Below are 15,060 nucleotides of genomic sequence, written 5' to 3'. Positions count from 1 at the left end.
TATGAGTCCCATTACAAAAATTTCTAGAATTGTGTTGGTATGGGCATGGATTCTGCTGCCCCTAGCTTTTGTCATGGCAAATCAATGGTCTGGCAAATCAGTTGAGGCTATTAGATTCTCAATAAATTTCTATCTTTCCTTTGCAATTTTTGCAACAATTTCAACGCTTGCGCTTAGTAGGAAAGCAAACAAAATAGCTGTTTACTCCTTGGTTATTTTTAATGTTTTTTTTGCGTGCACGATTCTTAGTGCATTCTTGTTCATTTTTCCTGCATTTTTTACAAAATACGATGCGGAAAACTTTACACTTATATTAATCGCCTACACTGCGGCCTGGGCAATATTTTCCATCGTACATGGTTTCCTTGCATTCCCAAAAACATTAGAAGTAAAAGAGTTTTTTATAAAAGAATTTAAAGCTTCCGGTGTAATTTCGGGAGGGAGGGTGATTGAACATTTTTCCATACAGGAAAAGCTCCTGCTTAATAAGTTCAATGGCTCCATCCTAAAGCTAATCTTCCCCATTGCGATGATGTTGCTATTAATATTGGGTCTAAACCTTAGAAAGACATACCCTGAGTTTTCAACGATGGCTATTAGTACGGCAATGTCATTTCTACTGGCTTGCCTCATTCAAATTTATATGATCAGCTGTATTTGCATTGCGGCTGCCATTCAAGCAAGCAGAAAGCTTGGTGTTCAATTGCCTCCAAATATTCCGTTGCATACTAAAAAATAATACTACACTCCATAAATTTGATGCACGTACGGCTTTGTTGGGCACTGTTGCATAAATCCAGAACAGGGCGAGGCTCCCCTTTCCCCAAACAGATTTACGCCACAGCTACCGTACAAGGACGGCCCAGCATGCTGAAGCGGTTCAAGATGGCAGCGCGCACTTGCAGCTCTGCCACTTGATCATCGAAACGCCGGGCCGTCACTCTTTCACCCAACCGTTTGAAGCAATGCATCTTGGTTTCCACCAGGCTGCGGCGATGGTAGCCGCTCCAGCGTTTCCAGATCGCTCTGCCTAATCGCTTGGTAGCCCGCAGAATCTCGTTGCGAGCCAGTACACCCAGCGAATTTCCTTTCCACGGTTTCGCATTCTTGCGGGTCGGAATGCACCCGATCGCGCCGCGTGCGGCAATCGCCTCATGACATGCTTTGGTATCGAAAGCCCCGTCGCCGCTCACGCAGGCTATCGGCTCATCAGCCGGAATTTGCGTCAATAGCGAAGGCAACATTTGCGCATCACCCTGGCGGTTGTCCGTCACTTCAATGGCGCGGATTTGCAGGGTTTCCGCATCAATGCCTAAATGCACTTTGCGCCATTGCCGGCGGTATTCTGCGCCATGTTTCTTGGTTTTCCACTCACCTTCACCCAGCATCTTGATGCCAGTGCTATCAACCAGCAGATGCAGCGCACCTGAACTTTTCTGGTAGGGAATTTTGACCTGCAGCGTCTGCTGTCGCCTGGACAACGTGCTGTAGTCAGGAACATTCCAGTCCAGGCCCGCCAACTTGAGCAGGCTTTGGATGAAACCGATGGTCTGCCGTAAAGGCAATCCAAACAAGTTCTTGATGGTGAGACAGAACTGGATAGCCACATCGCTATAGGTCTGTGTCCGTCCGCGTTTGCCCCGTGGAGTCGCCTGCCATGACATGCTTGTGTCCAGCCAGACGGACAGAGAACCGCGTTCGATCAGGGCTTGGTTGTAGGCTTTCCAGTTGGTGGTTCGGTAGCGTTTCGGCGCAGGCTTGGTCATGCCGCTATCTTACCAGGCTGCGGATGGGGAGGATTTGTGCAACAGCGCCGTTTGGTTGCAAGACCGTTTCGAATATTGTAATGAGCAAGATATTTCCACGGTGAAAATATTTTCAGGAAAAATATGCTAACTGGGCTGGGTGGTGAGTATTGATCATTCCATACAACCATTTTCTTCGATCTGTTTTTTAGAAAATTATTTAAAATCAATTGCCATGCTTGAGGTTAATATGAAATACGCGCTTATGTCTGTTTTGGTAATGGGATCTTTGGCTTCGGCCACATGGGCTGATGCACTCCCCACCCGCTTTGGTCAGTTGCAAGTCAATGATGAAAACCAGTTGCTGTTTAATGGGAAGCCGCTCAAGCCAGAGGTGCAAGGAAATAATGGATTGTCGCTGCTTGAAAAATATACCATCGATGATAAAGATGTTGTATTGGTTCAAGATAATGGTGGAACGGCCTGTCCTGCGACCTACTATTTCGCTACGGTTTCAAAGGCTCGCGTGTCTGCCACCCCTGGATTCGGAACATGCTCTGACCTGATAAAAGTAAAACAGGATGGGGTTGTACTGACGGTATCCATGCCGGGATACAAGGGGGAGTTTGAATCCAAAGCTTCCCAGAAAAAGGCTGGAAAAGAAAAACACTTGTTTGTCTACAAGGATGGGCGAGTGACGGAGAATGGGAAGCCAGTTAAGTAATCAATTATTACAAAGGAGAAACAGTGGCGATGCGATGGGGAATTCTGGGGCCCGGTGTCATTGAAAGTACACGGCGAACTCGCACACTTGGCTTGGGTGTGAGTACCCGGCTTTTTAATGACCTTGCGGTGCCCGGTCTGGGAAGAGTCTGGTTTGGCAAGCAGTTATACCTGGCTACGCTTGGCGTGCGCGTGGCCGAAATGGCTGGAGATAAGGTAACCAAGATTGCGGTTGCCAATGCGATTGAGGCATTGGCTTGCTGGTATGCCTTGAACGAAAGCAACCTTGTCGATGGGCGTATTCAAGGGCGGGTGAAGCTGGCCAATATAACTGAGAGTGAATTCAGTTTTAAAAAGGCTCGTCAGCCAAGTTTCTATGTGACTCAGCCTATGCGCATGTCGTGTGTTACAGCCTTGCCTGCTTTAGGTTTGGTTGAAGCAAAGGGAGGCGGGCGTTTCAACGGGTTTTCATGCAGCTTGGCAGGGATTCAGTTTGTCGAAGCGGCTGGTCAAAAATATAGGCCTTTCAACAGTACGGTTGAAGGTTATCTCCTGCAGTGGGCGTTGGGTAAAGCGGATCGGATCAATACAGAGGCACTACGGAATGCCTTGACTCCTCTAAACCCTTTGCCTGAAGAGGCCAGAAAATTGCTGAAGGAACGCATCCTTCAAGGTGCTCCCGGCGGCTCACCAGAGGAACATAAAAGAAGAAATGATGCTTTTCAATGGGTAGCATCCCGTCGAAAAGGTGCGACTGTTGTAAGTTGGAGTGAGCGCCCTGCGCAAATTAGCCCTGAGCATTGGCGGGATATGCATGCGGGTGCCTGCTTCTTTGCCATGCGTGATGCAGCCTATGCCGTACTGGATGCGCTGGAGCAGCTTATTGGGACTCGTGAGGGAAACTTTGCATTAAACAGCGACTTGCCAGAGCAAGTTGGCAAGCGGTTGGTCGAATTGCGAAGCAGGGCGAAAGCGTTTCTTGAATTCAAACATGCGGATGCCGAGGCCAATCGCTTTGGACACGAAGTGATGGATCCATCTGATGAGAGTGTATTGCGACGGCTGGTGGCGCGTGATGGTCGTATTTTACGGCTTGTTGGCGATAAAGTGTGCCCGGGCCCTGCATTCAAAGGTGGGGAAGTCATGATTGGGGCTGACGAAATAAGTGAAAGTGAGGAGGAGACGTCCCTGACTGATCAAATTTCTTGGCCGGATAATATTTCTTACTCTATCCGCAATCTTTGGTGGATGAGTCTGGATCTGGAAGGTCGCCTCGAAGAATATCTGCATCCAAATGCTGAGGAAACAGAAAATGGCTAAAAACAGATTTTGCCCCCCTTCATTGGTGCAGCATTTTGACGCGCCGGAAGATTTCAAATGTATTTTTGGCTGGATGTGTGGCTATTCTGCTGATGCGTCTTTTCTCAACGATGCGCTGGAAAGATTGACGCGTGAAACGAAAGGGCAACGTGCATCCCGTGGCGAAATTTCCGTGGCCCTGATGCTGGATCCCGGACATCCGGCGATAGAGCCGACAGAAGTGCCGGGGCTGGCACATCTTCCCCTCCTGTCCTTTCGCAATAAACCATTCCGCTTATTGCATGCCAAAGTTGCGCTGCTGGGTTTTCGCCATGTTGAAAAACTGGATCACTGGCGTTTGCGGTTGATTGTGTCTACCGGTAACTGGACACGACAAACCCTGGAAGAAAGTCTTGACCTGGCATGGTCTATCGAGGTCGACTCTGATGAGTTGGGTCGAGAAAATAGCGACTTGCCTTTGCGCTGCGCTGACATCATGGCCAGCTGGTCGATGTTTGAATTTTTGCAATCCTGTTTTGACATGCGACTACTCAATGCCTCGACAGCACATGGCATGGATACACGCAGCGGTAAACGGGAAAGTCTTGACGCCTGGCTTGCGCAATGCGCGAAGTATGCAGGATCTGAAACGAGATTTTTTGATAATCGATCAAAGTCCTTGTTGGAGCAGCTGCCTGATTTGGTCAAAAGCACGAAGGTTGAAGGCAAGCGAAACTATCTGGCCATGGGATCGGGTTTTTTTGAAGGTGCACCCTTTAGTGAGCAACCTTCAGTTCCTAAGGTGCTGGAAAGCATCGTTAAGCAACTGCAGGCTTCTGACTTATTAATCCAAAAGCCTAGTGTGGATGTGATTGTCAACCCAGTGGCTTGCCAGTCAGTGGCATCCGCCTTGCCTGCCATGATGCAGCGAGGCTGGCAGGTGAGAGCGGCATCCAAAATGGAAGCGGTCTTTGGGTCCAATGCCCAGCGATCCTTGCATGCCAAGTTCCTCTTTAGCGCAAACACACGGGAAACGAGCTCACGTTGTGGTAAGCCTTGGGTGTATCTGGGGTCTGGCAACTTGACCGGACCGGGTTTTGATTCCAAGAGCTCTTCATCGGGCGGCAATCTGGAAGCCGGGGTTGTCTTCAGCCCGGGGGCGCTGTATTGGGATGCAGAAGATGCGGAACCGGAAAATGCGGTTACCCATCTATTGCCGATCCAATGGGATTCCGAAATTGAAAACGTCGATGCGCTGTCTATGGGCGGAGACATGCCGCCACCAGGTGACCCTTTCCTCGCCCCGCCCTGGGCATGGTTGAATTGGCAAGCTGCGGAGCATGGTGGGTATCTGTGCGCTCCTGAGCAGGAGCTGTCCAGTGGCGATGTGCTGGATACCGCTGGTATCCCTTGTAATCGGGAAGGCCAGAAATTTGTCTGGGATGATGCGCCTCCTTTGCAAGTTCGAGTGAGATGGTACACCGAGGATGGCGAACATGAATGCCGAGTCCCTGTTCGGGATGAGTTCGGCCGCTTGGCGGCCACGCCGTTGACTGCAATTGATTTTGACGAAGCCTGGTGGGCTTTGGTGGGCTTTCCTGCCGCAATGAGTGAGGGTGAGGAAGACAATCTGGATGAAGAAGGCGAAATGTTGAGAATCCCCCAGGGTAATGGGCAGGTGCCTCAAGACAACACGGCTTCTTATCCGGTTCGCCAAATGATGGAATTGATAGAGCGGATCGCGGATCGACAGTCAGCCGTAGAGGAAACAGATTGGCTTGCATGGTGTGCGCGTCTGGAGCAGACGCTGTCTCGCGTCGCTGATAGCCCTGTGGTCGATTATTTCAAGACCCTTGGGTTGAATCCTTTAAGTCCCTTACTGGTGCCGGTATTTCGTCCAGATTTTGCGGAAGATGCTTCAACCTCTGCAGGCAGGCTGTATGAAAGTGTGCTGGAGCGGATTGGTGAGCAATGGGGTATTGCAGATCTCATGCCTTTGGGAGGCACAACTGAATGAATAAGCCATTTCAAGGCTGGGGTGTGGTTGCCGATCAATTGGGAAAGCTGGCGGCAGCAGGGGGCAAAGAACATTGGTCCCTTAACGAAGGGCAATGTGCGAGTTTGAGAGCCATGGGCGCTCGCCTGCCAAACAACGGCGTGGTCATTGCCGATGAAGTGGGGATGGGCAAGACACGTATCGCCGTTGCATTGGCATCGAGTGTGATACAGGCGGGTGGCCGCGTAGCGATACTGGTTCCGCCGGGATTGGGATTCCAGTGGCAGGATGAGTTGCGGGGAGGTGGCGTTGAGGCTCCCGTATTTCTGCGCAGCATTGGTCAATATTTGAGGAATTGGGATGAGGCATCGCCCTGGTTCAAACAGAATGTCGTGCTGATTTCTCATGGTTTTGCCAATTGGCGGCTGGGGCAAGACAGTGCGACCTGGCGGTGGGCGATGCTGCCAGCGCTGTATGCAGAATGGAGAAAGGCGACGGAAGGACGTTATCCCCGGGGTTACAACAAACTGGTGCAGGGCGATCAAACCTGGGCGGAAAGATTTGGTACAGCACTGGATGACAAGCGGGCGCAGATGGCGCTCCTGGCTGCTGAAAGCATTGCGGAATTCGTTGAATCCTTGCCAGTTAATCACGTTGCCCGCGAGAAACTTGAATCGTTAAGTGAAGGCACGCCTTGGCCGAAGGCTATGCATGCCAGTGAGTACGGAAAGGGTGAGGATCTGCGCCCATGGTTGGAAACAGCGGTGGGTTTGGGCTTGGGTACATTTGATCTGGTCATCGTGGACGAGGCCCACAAAAGCCGGAGTGGTGAAAGCGGACTTGCTCGTCTGCTTGAGCAGGTCATTATTCACAACCACAGTGCGCGGCGTATGGCCATGACTGCCACCCCGGTGGAGCTGGATGCGGGACAATGGCACCAGACGCTGAAACGGATTGGTGTTGAAGGCGTTGGCCTGTCAAACAATGAGGGGGATATTTTCCAGCGTTATGCCGATGCTTGCGACAAGGTAAGGCGTTGTCCAAATGACCCGGATGCACGAGAAAGGTTTCGACAGCTTTCGCAACAATTCCAGGCGGCGTTATCCCCTTATTTATTGCGCCGGGACAAGCGAGAGTTGTCTTGTGTGCAAGCCTTTGCCGAACGCAGTGGGGAGCCGCTGCATGCTTACCGTAGCGAGGCTGAGATTGCTGTAGATATGGCATTGCTCTCTCCTGCTTGGCGACAAGCCGTTTGTGCGGCGGAGGCGCTGTCATTTGTGAGCGATATGGTGGCTGATTCAACCGCCAAGCGTTCGCGATTGACTATTGGAAATGGTCATGGGATTGCATCTTTACTTGATTCTTCTCAGCAGGATACGGCTCTCGATTGCGATCAGATAGAGGCTGAAGCCCAAGAGCAAGATTCAGGTAAGAACAATGCATCGGTTCCGGGAGATGACAAGCGTAAGGCGAGGACGCAGTGGTGGAAAACGGCGTTGATCTCTGCATTTCCCAAAGATGAAAACCCGCTTTTTGATCATCCGGCCATTTTGGCTGCCATCGTGGCCATTGAAGAAATCGCTTGTGAAAAGAAAGAGAAGGTATTGGTATTTGGACGCTTTACCCGGCCATTACAGGCTTTGGTATTGTTGCTCAATGCTAGAGCGATGCTCAGAGCGCTTGATTCGGGTGAGTTGTGGGCGCAAGCAAAGGTTCATGAGAATGAATGGCCAGCACTGCAGGCTGCGCATCGCCAGTTGCACCGCACAGGCACATTGGACAGAGATGCGTTGGATTTCCAGCTTGAGCGGCAATATCGCCACCTTGAAGAACGACGGAGGGTGGGACGTCTCGATTTGCTGAAACATTTGGATGAGGCACCGCCTCTCGAAGGGCGGATGCGCGCGATTTTTGATGCGTTTCGTTCCGAGGTCGAGAAGGTACAGCCGAATGAGGGCGAGTCCCCTATCGTGCTAGTGGCGAAAGCCTTGCATGATTTACAGGGATGGCAACCGGATGGCATGTCGGCCACGCAATTCGCAGATGCTTTCACTGAGTTGGTCGAGGCCTTATGCGAACGTGACGAAGGGGGTGAGAATGGGGATGGCCAACTGGATGAGCATGAAGCACAGGCCTTGTGGGCGCAGTTGCAGGCACGGATCGCTGAAGAATTTAATCGTTCGGAAGGTAGTTTTGCCCGTTTGATGTATGGTGGTACCCAGGTCAAAACTCGCAGATTGCTGCAGTTGTCGTTTAACCGACCTCACAGCCACCCCCGTGTGCTGGTAGCACAATCGGTTGTCGGACGCGAAGGGTTGAACCTTCACAAAGCCTGCAAGACTGTCGTTTTGTTGCATCCAGAGTGGAACCCCGGGGTGGTAGAGCAGCAAATCGGTCGAGTCGACCGTGTCGGCAGCCTGTGGGAACAGCAGCTTGAGGATGTGCTGAAATCTGGGGCCGGAAGTGGAGAACTGCCTCGCATTACTGTGCGACCTGTCGTGTTCCGAGGGACATACGATGAAAGGAACTGGGGCATTTTGCGTGAACGCTGGGATGATCTTCGGGCCCAATTGCACGGGGTCGTGATTTCCTCGATCCGTGGGAAATTAGCAAATCTTCCCGAGGCGCTGATCGGAGAAATAAACGGGTCTGCACCGAATTTCTCTCCTTTCAGGATGCGTTTCGATAAGGGATAGCGTAACTGAGCGTCTGTCTGTACAGACCGAGACCGTAACCCCCAAATAACAGCCCATGCCTGCCATCCCTTCCCTTAGCAGCGCAATGCCCTCCCGGCCTTGGCTGACTAGTAAAATGCAAAATCGTTATGCTATTAGTGTTTTTATCTGCTAAGCATATATTGAGTTTGCGCAGAGCCTGCTTGCGTCGCAAATTTTGCCGCTCATGTCGCTGCCCATTGTTCCGTACCACAGTCCGCTAAGGGAGCTTAGCAATGACGAATACCGCCTCAGCCGCCGGCTCGCATGCGCCGCAGCGGGTCGATGTTTTCCTGCAAGCCAGCTGTAAGCTGCTCGAATTTTCCCTTTATCAGTTGCAAGGCACCGGCGTGGCCGCGACCTTGTGCGAGTTTTGCCGTGATTACGTGGGGCCTGAACGGTTTGATGGCTGGATGGAACAATTGCTTGAGCTGCCGTCCGAGCCGCTGGCCAAGGAGCAGGCCATGTTCAAGCTGCTGAACGATGATTTTTACGGCCCGATCACCCGCAATCTGCAGATGGTCTGGTATCTCGGCTCGTGGTTGCAGCTGCCGGAAAGCTGGCAGCAGCGCTATGCGCCGGACAAGCCCAATACCAGCGTGGTGGTGTCCAGCCAGACCTATCAGCAGGGGCTGGTTTGGCCACTGCTGGACGCCCACCCCCCGGGGGCCAAGCAACAGGGTTGGGCCGTGTGGTCGCGTCCGCCGCTGCCCGCGGCGCTGGGCTGAGGCCCGCGGGCCGGGCTCTCCATCTTCCCTTGCCAGCGCTAGCCTGGCTGTTGATGAGGTTTACCGCCATGAAAATCGAAAAAGCCGAAGCGGCGTTGTCGCGCCATTACGATGTGGTGATTGTCGGCGCCGGCATCATGGGCGCCATCCTGGCTCGCCGCCTGGCTGAAAACAAGCGGCGCGTACTGCTGTTGGAAGCCGGCAACGGCGCCGGCCTGAGTTACGACAATTACAGCCAGTTCCTGGAAAATTATTACCGTGCCAGCGCCAAGGTGCCGCAATCGCCTTATCCGGAAAACCCGGACGCGCCGCAGCCAGACGAATTGACCATAGGCCTCACGCCGCCCGGCCAGGAGCCGGCGCCGGGCTATTTCATTCAACGCGGGCCGCTGCCCTATCGCAGCACTTATACCCGCTATGCCGGCGGCACCACCTTGCATTGGCTGGGCACTTCCTTGCGCATGCTGCCCGAGGATTTCCGCATGCAATCCTTGTACGGTCAGGCGCAGGATTGGCCGCTGGCCTACGAGTCGTTCTCTCGCTATTACGAACAGGCGGAATGGGAGCTTGGGGTTTCCGCCGACGTGGAGGATCAGTCTTACCACGGCCAGCAGTTTCCGCCCGGCTACGTTTACCCCATGCATGGGCTGCCGCCCAGCTTGGTCGATCAGGCTTTCGCCGAGCCGCTGCGCGGCCAGTTTTATGAGCTGGACGGCCAGCGCCACCCGCTCGATGTGATTGGCACGCCGGCGGCACGCAACGGCATTCCCAATCCGCGTTATAACGGCGGCAAGGGCTACCAGCCGGTGGGCGCGGTCGGTTCGCGCGCCATCGGCCACCGCTGCATGGGCAATACCAGCTGTGTGCCGATCTGTCCGGTGCAGGCCAAATACAACGCCATGAAAACCCTGGTGGCGAGCAAGCACGATTATGTCACCATGGTGACGCAGTGTGTGGCCAGCCGGCTGCTGCTTGATCCGGACAATGGTCGTATCAGCGGGGTGGAGGTCAAAAGCTACGACCGGCCGAATGATCCGGCGCACAAGGTCTATATCGCCCGTGGCGATATCGTGGCGCTTTGCGCCGCGCCGGTGGAAAACGCCAAGCTGATGCTGGCCTCCGGGGTGGGCAACAGCAGCGGCCTGGTGGGCGTGGGCATCATGGACCATCCGGAATTGCTGACCTGGGGCCTGACCCAACAGCAGGTATGGCCGTTTCGCGGCCCGATCGCCACTTCGGGCATCGAGGGTCTGCGCTGGGGCGATTTCCGCAGCCGCCACGCCTCGTTCCGGATCGAGATCGGCAACGAGGGCTGGGGCTGGCCAACCGGTTCGCCCGGCTACGACGTGCAGGAATTCGTGGGCCAGAATCTGTGGGGCAAGCAATTGCAGCGCTCGCTGATTGAGCGGGTCACCCGCCAGGTCCGCTTCGGCATCCTGGTGGAGCAATTGCCGGAGGCCGGCAACCGCGTCGTCATCGATCCGCAATATCGCGATCCACTGGGCAATTTCCGGCCGGTCATCCACTACGACGTAGGCGATTACAGCCGCGCCGGTTTCGCCAAGGCGCGCGAGGTTTCCAACGCCATTTTCCAGCGCTGCGGCATTGCCGACCACACCACCTTCTTCCCGGACCAGCCGAATTTCAGCTACGCCGGCCAGCCGTTCAACTACCAGGGCGCCGGCCATTACATGGGCGGGCACCGCATGGGCAGCGACCGCAACACCTCGGTGGTCGATGCCAATCTGTGTTCCTGGGATCACAACAATCTGTATCTGGTGGGCTGTGGCAGCATGACCACCAGTGGCACTTCCAACCCCACCTTGACCGGCGCCGCGCTTAGCATCCTGGCGGCGGAACGCATTCACCAGGCCTTGGGCAATACGCAGGCGATCGCCACGGGAGTCAGCGCATGAATCTGATCCAACAACTCGAACTGCTGGGCCAATACCGCGCCAACCAGGCGGATCCGCGCGGCAAAGCCCACCTGCCCAGCGGGCTGCCGCAACCGGGGCTTGACCAAGCCATTCCCGGGCTGGAACAGGACTTCGCCGCCCTGGTCCAAACCATGGACTGGCAGGACCTGGAGGCGGAACGGGCCTTGCTGCTGCACGATCTGCAACAGGCGCTGAAGCTGGAGCATGCCACCATTCCGCCCTACCTGACCGCGCTATATACCTTGTCGAATAAGAGCAGTTGGCATGCCCAGGAAGTGTTGCGCTCGGTGGTGGTGGAGGAAATGCTGCACATGACCCTGGTGGCCAACCTGATCAATGCGCTGGGCGGCAGCCCGGATACCGCCGCCGCCGATTTCATGCCCGATTACCCGTCGGCGCTGCCCTTCGACGTCGATGGCATCAAAGTCAATCTGCTTGGCTTCTCGCGCGCGGCGGTGGAACAAGGCTGCGCGATTGAACGGCCGCGCGACATCCGCGCGAGCATGCTGTTCCAAGCCCGGCCGGCACCGGGAGAGCTGACCATAGGCGAGTTCTATCTGATCCTGGAGGCGCGGCTGCGCGCCATGGTGGAAAGACACGGCGAGGCGGTGGTGTTCATCGGAGATACCCGCCGCCAGGTCAGGGAAGGCTTTTATTACGACGGCGCCGGCGCCACTTTCCCCATCACCGATACCGTCTCCGCCCTGCTCGCGCTGCAGACCATTCGCCACCAGGGCGAAGGGGTGTCCGATACCATCTGGACCGGCAACCGCGAACAGTTCAAGAGTTTCCCGGAAGTGGCGCACTATTTCCGCTTCAACGAGCTGCTGCAGGGCCGGCTATATCAGCGCGGCGACACGGTGCAAAGCGGGCCGACGGGCAAGCCATTCGAGGTGGACTGGGAGGCGGCGATCAAGATCAAGCCCAATAGCAAGCTGGCCGACTACCGCGCCGCGCCGGAAATTCACGCCCATGCCCTGGCCTTCAACACGGCGTATTGCGATTTCCTGCGCCAGCTCAACCGCGCCTATAACGGCGAGCCGGCGCTGCTTCAAACCGGCATCGGCTGCATGTTCTCGCTCAAGGAGCTGATCCTGCGCCTGGTCAACAACCCGCTGCCCGGCTCGACGGAAGGCTGGCATGCGGCGCCTACATTCGAATACGCGGCGCCTGGCGCCGCCGTTGCAAGCCCATCGACCACGCTGGCTCAGCAAGCCGACTAAACCCCTAGCCCTGCAGGAGAAGACACCATGGAAAAACCGCTACCGTCCGTTCCGGCGCCGCTCACCATGCCGTTTTACTATGCCTCGCTCAATAATTGCGTGGTGCATTACCTGACCGAACCGCATCAAGTCCGCCCCTTCCTGGCGGATACGGTATTGGAGCCGGCGCTGTTCGATGGCAAGGCCTGCGTGGCTTTCAACTTCCAGGCTTATGCCGGCCAGTTTTCCGGCGGCGTGGACCAGCCGCCGGCGCAATGGTCTACCGGCTGCATAGGCGTCACGCAGGAAGTGGAGCTGAATATTGTCGCCTACCCGCGGGCGCAAGCCGCTTATCTGCCGCGCGTCAGTTTTGCCGAATGGGTGATGGGCGATGAGCAAAGCAAGCTGATGGGCAACCACCGGGTGTACGTGCCTTGCGATAACGATCAGGCGATCCAGGCCGGCGAAGTTCTCTTTGGCGAACCCAAGTTCAAGACCACTTTCGGCGTCAACCTGCCCTCGTTCAATCCGGTACGTGACGCCAGCTGCGCGCATTACCAACCGGAGTGGGTGGAGACCTGGGGGTTCAAAGTCAACGATCCTGACTCGCCCAAGAATGACATCTTCACTTGCATTGCCGATCTGAACGGCCTCAATCCCATTCCCGGCAATATCTCGTCGATCACTGAATACGGCATCCACGACCAGCAGCCCATCGCCTGCCGCTGGAACATCCTGCAGCCGTTCAAGACTTATTTCCTGAACGACAAGGACGCCGGACGGGTCAAGCTCAGCTACGGCGACAGTTGCCACCCGATGCAGGCCGCGATGCGGGAACTGCTGGCCGGCGCGCAAGTGCGCGCGGTGCAAACCTTTATTTCAGCGCCGGCGGCGGTCCAAAGCCGGGCCGTGTTCCTCTGAGGGGCCGCGCGATGAGCTGCAACGATAAAACGCCCGCCCCCAGCAATCGCAAGGTCTACACCAATCTGGCCGAATACTTCCTTGGCAGTTGGCAGGATCTGAACCAGCACTACGACTATGTGGTGATAGGCGGTGGCGCGTATGGCACCGCCTTTGCCCAGCGCATGCTCAGCCTGAGCCAAACCGCCCGCGTGCTGGTTCTGGAACAAGGCACGGTGTTTTTCCCCGACCATTCGCAGAACCTGCCGCCCTCTTACGTAGACGCGGTTTATGGCGCGGCGGCGACGCCGTGGATTTGCGAGGGCGATTTCTATTTGGCGCCGCAGCAGCCGTATCTGGGCGGCCGCGCGCTGTTCTGGAACGCCTGGGTGCCGCAGCCGCGTCCGTTTGAATTTCCGGACTGGCCGCGGGCGGCGGTGACGCGGCTGAACCGCGAATGGTATCCGGCCAACGAAATGCTGGGCCGGCGCTTCAGCCTGGCCTGCGCCGGCAACGACAACGCCACCCTGGACGCGGTGGCCAAGAACCGGCTGTTCGCCGGCAACGACAGTATTGCCTGCGCGGTGCCGCTCACCACCCCGGCAGACCTAGAGAGCGCCATGGCGACCGGCGCCGACATCGCGCCGGGACAATTCGCCAAATATGCGCCGGTCGGCCATCTGGTCGGCCTGGCGCAGCGCTATCCGGATCGGCTCAAGGTCGTGCCGCTTAGCACCGTGACGGCGATGCGGGCCGCTGGCGGACGCATCGCCGAGCTGGAGCTGAAGGCCACCGGGGGCGAGCAACGGACCACGCTGTCCGTGGCCAAGGCGCAAGTCATATTGGCCAACAACAGCATAGAAGCGGCCTCGCTGGCGCTCACCGCCTTTCCGGACCACCCGCTGCTGGGCAAGAACCTGTGCGTGCACAATCGCTCGGCGCTGACTTTCCGGGTTCCGGTCGAGCAATTCCCCAGCATCGCCGATCAACTGCAAGTATGCGGCTACTACCAGTTGAGCCAGATCGACAGCCAGCGCTTCTTCCACAACCATATCTCGGTGGTGTACAACCCGGACCCGCAACAGGACAACGATCTGCTGTACCGCATTTTGCCCGACGCCTCTTCGTCGCAATCGCTGGCGATGTACCAGCAGACCGGCTACATCTACGTGCTGGTGCAGGCGCTGGGCGAGGTGTTGGGCGAGCGCAGCGCCGAGAGCTGGAACCACGTCAGTCGCAGCGGCGAACAGACCATCATCACGATCAAGGCGCGCGAGGCGGACAATAAGGCCTGGGAGATCATGGACCGTTCGGTGTTCGACATCGTGTGCGTGCTAGCCGCCGGCGCCAAGGTGGAGTATATGCATGCGCCGCCGGACAAGCCTTTGGACATCAGCTGGCATGCCGAGCCGCCAGAGCACATCTGCTCGCGGATGGTGTTCCACGAGGCCGGTACGCTTTGGATGGGCGACAATCCGACGCATTCAGTCACCGACATCCGAGGCAAGATGCATGGCGTGGCCAATCTATACGGCACCGGCAGCATGTTGTTCCCGTCCCCCGGTTCGTGGAACCCGACTTTTACCGGCATCGCCATGACTTTTGCACTGGCCCGGGACCTGGCACAGCAAGGGCGCTAATCGAGACGCACTAACGCAAACCGCCCGCATGGGCTTTTTCTTGCCTGCCGGACGCTTGTGGCTGCCCCTCCTGCGGGAACGAGAAGGCCCTGCTCGGCGGGCGTGCATCTGCCTGCAGCGATGCGGCCCTACCGTTCTGCGCAGGAAAAACGGGAGAGTACCTCCTCAGGTTGCTG

11 protein-coding genes are annotated in these 15,060 nt (G+C 56.2%); 10 read left to right on the top strand and 1 reads right to left on the bottom strand.

The window, feature by feature from the left end; genetic code table 11:
* Position 1 precedes the first annotated feature (1 nt).
* Positions 2–739: a hypothetical protein gene (locus NKT35_RS03550; RefSeq protein WP_254298913.1), complete on the top strand. Its 738-nt coding sequence runs from the start codon at positions 2–4 to the stop codon at positions 737–739.
* Between the two features lie 94 nt (positions 740–833).
* Here NKT35_RS03550 and NKT35_RS03545 read toward each other — a convergent pair whose 3' ends face one another.
* A complete protein-coding gene (locus NKT35_RS03545; protein ID WP_254298912.1) occupies positions 834–1,766 on the bottom strand; it encodes an IS5 family transposase in 933 nt (310 codons plus the stop codon).
* A gap of 142 nt (positions 1,767–1,908) precedes the next feature.
* On the opposite strand from NKT35_RS03545, the gene NKT35_RS03540 reads away from it, so the two are divergent.
* The 9 genes from NKT35_RS03540 to NKT35_RS03500 all read left to right on the top strand — a co-directional run bounded on the left by NKT35_RS03540 (position 1,909) and on the right by NKT35_RS03500 (position 14,884).
* A complete protein-coding gene (locus NKT35_RS03540) occupies positions 1,909–2,469 on the top strand; it encodes a hypothetical protein (protein WP_254298910.1) in 561 nt (186 codons plus the stop codon).
* Between the two features lie 23 nt (positions 2,470–2,492).
* Positions 2,493–3,788, top strand: a complete 1,296-nt coding sequence (locus tag NKT35_RS03535; protein WP_254298908.1) for a hypothetical protein — start codon at positions 2,493–2,495, stop codon at positions 3,786–3,788.
* The gene (locus tag NKT35_RS03530) at positions 3,781–5,784 is read left to right on the top strand and encodes a phospholipase D-like domain-containing protein (protein WP_254298906.1); all 2,004 of its coding nucleotides are present in this window, start codon (positions 3,781–3,783) and stop codon (positions 5,782–5,784) included. Before NKT35_RS03535 ends, NKT35_RS03530 begins: the two co-directional genes overlap by 8 nt.
* A complete protein-coding gene (locus NKT35_RS03525) occupies positions 5,781–8,459 on the top strand; it encodes a DEAD/DEAH box helicase (protein WP_254298904.1) in 2,679 nt (892 codons plus the stop codon). Before NKT35_RS03530 ends, NKT35_RS03525 begins: the two co-directional genes overlap by 4 nt.
* Positions 8,460–8,713: 254 nt before the next feature.
* Positions 8,714–9,205 carry a hypothetical protein gene (locus NKT35_RS03520; RefSeq protein WP_254298902.1) on the top strand — a complete coding sequence of 164 codons (492 nt, stop codon included), beginning with the start codon at positions 8,714–8,716 and terminating at the stop codon, positions 9,203–9,205.
* A gap of 68 nt (positions 9,206–9,273) precedes the next feature.
* The gene (locus NKT35_RS03515; RefSeq protein WP_254298900.1) at positions 9,274–11,121 is read left to right on the top strand and encodes a GMC family oxidoreductase; all 1,848 of its coding nucleotides are present in this window, start codon (positions 9,274–9,276) and stop codon (positions 11,119–11,121) included.
* Positions 11,118–12,365: a ferritin-like domain-containing protein gene (locus tag NKT35_RS03510; RefSeq protein WP_254298897.1), complete on the top strand. Its 1,248-nt coding sequence runs from the start codon at positions 11,118–11,120 to the stop codon at positions 12,363–12,365. The genes NKT35_RS03515 and NKT35_RS03510 overlap by 4 nt, the downstream gene beginning before the upstream one ends.
* A 27-nt stretch (positions 12,366–12,392) precedes the next feature.
* On the top strand, positions 12,393–13,265 hold the full coding sequence (locus NKT35_RS03505) for a hypothetical protein (RefSeq protein ID WP_254298895.1): 873 nt from the start codon (positions 12,393–12,395) through the stop codon (positions 13,263–13,265).
* Positions 13,266–13,276: 11 nt separating this feature from the next.
* Complete coding sequence (locus tag NKT35_RS03500) at positions 13,277–14,884, top strand: GMC oxidoreductase (protein ID WP_254298893.1); 1,608 nt, start codon at positions 13,277–13,279, stop codon at positions 14,882–14,884.
* Positions 14,885–15,060 lie beyond the last annotated feature (176 nt).

Origin of the sequence: Chromobacterium sp. IIBBL 290-4 (assembly GCF_024207115.1) — a bacterium.
Lineage (GTDB): Bacteria > Pseudomonadota > Gammaproteobacteria > Burkholderiales > Chromobacteriaceae > Chromobacterium.
The sequence above is the reverse complement of the archived record's forward strand: the minus strand, read 5'-3'. Positions and strand labels throughout refer to the sequence as shown.

What these genes read in the sequence shown, in the direction of transcription:
- NKT35_RS03550 (WP_254298913.1), top strand. Translation starts at nt 2, where the DNA reads ATGAGTCCCATTACAAAAATTTCTAGAATTGTGTTGGTATGGGCATGG.
- NKT35_RS03545 (WP_254298912.1), bottom strand. Translation starts at nt 1,766, where the DNA reads ATGACCAAGCCTGCGCCGAAACGCTACCGAACCACCAACTGGAAAGCC.
- NKT35_RS03530 (WP_254298906.1), top strand. Translation starts at nt 3,781, where the DNA reads ATGGCTAAAAACAGATTTTGCCCCCCTTCATTGGTGCAGCATTTTGAC.
- NKT35_RS03525 (WP_254298904.1), top strand. Translation starts at nt 5,781, where the DNA reads ATGAATAAGCCATTTCAAGGCTGGGGTGTGGTTGCCGATCAATTGGGA.
- NKT35_RS03520 (WP_254298902.1), top strand. Translation starts at nt 8,714, where the DNA reads ATGACGAATACCGCCTCAGCCGCCGGCTCGCATGCGCCGCAGCGGGTC.
- NKT35_RS03515 (WP_254298900.1), top strand. Translation starts at nt 9,274, where the DNA reads ATGAAAATCGAAAAAGCCGAAGCGGCGTTGTCGCGCCATTACGATGTG.
- NKT35_RS03510 (WP_254298897.1), top strand. Translation starts at nt 11,118, where the DNA reads ATGAATCTGATCCAACAACTCGAACTGCTGGGCCAATACCGCGCCAAC.
- NKT35_RS03505 (WP_254298895.1), top strand. Translation starts at nt 12,393, where the DNA reads ATGGAAAAACCGCTACCGTCCGTTCCGGCGCCGCTCACCATGCCGTTT.
- NKT35_RS03500 (WP_254298893.1), top strand. Translation starts at nt 13,277, where the DNA reads ATGAGCTGCAACGATAAAACGCCCGCCCCCAGCAATCGCAAGGTCTAC.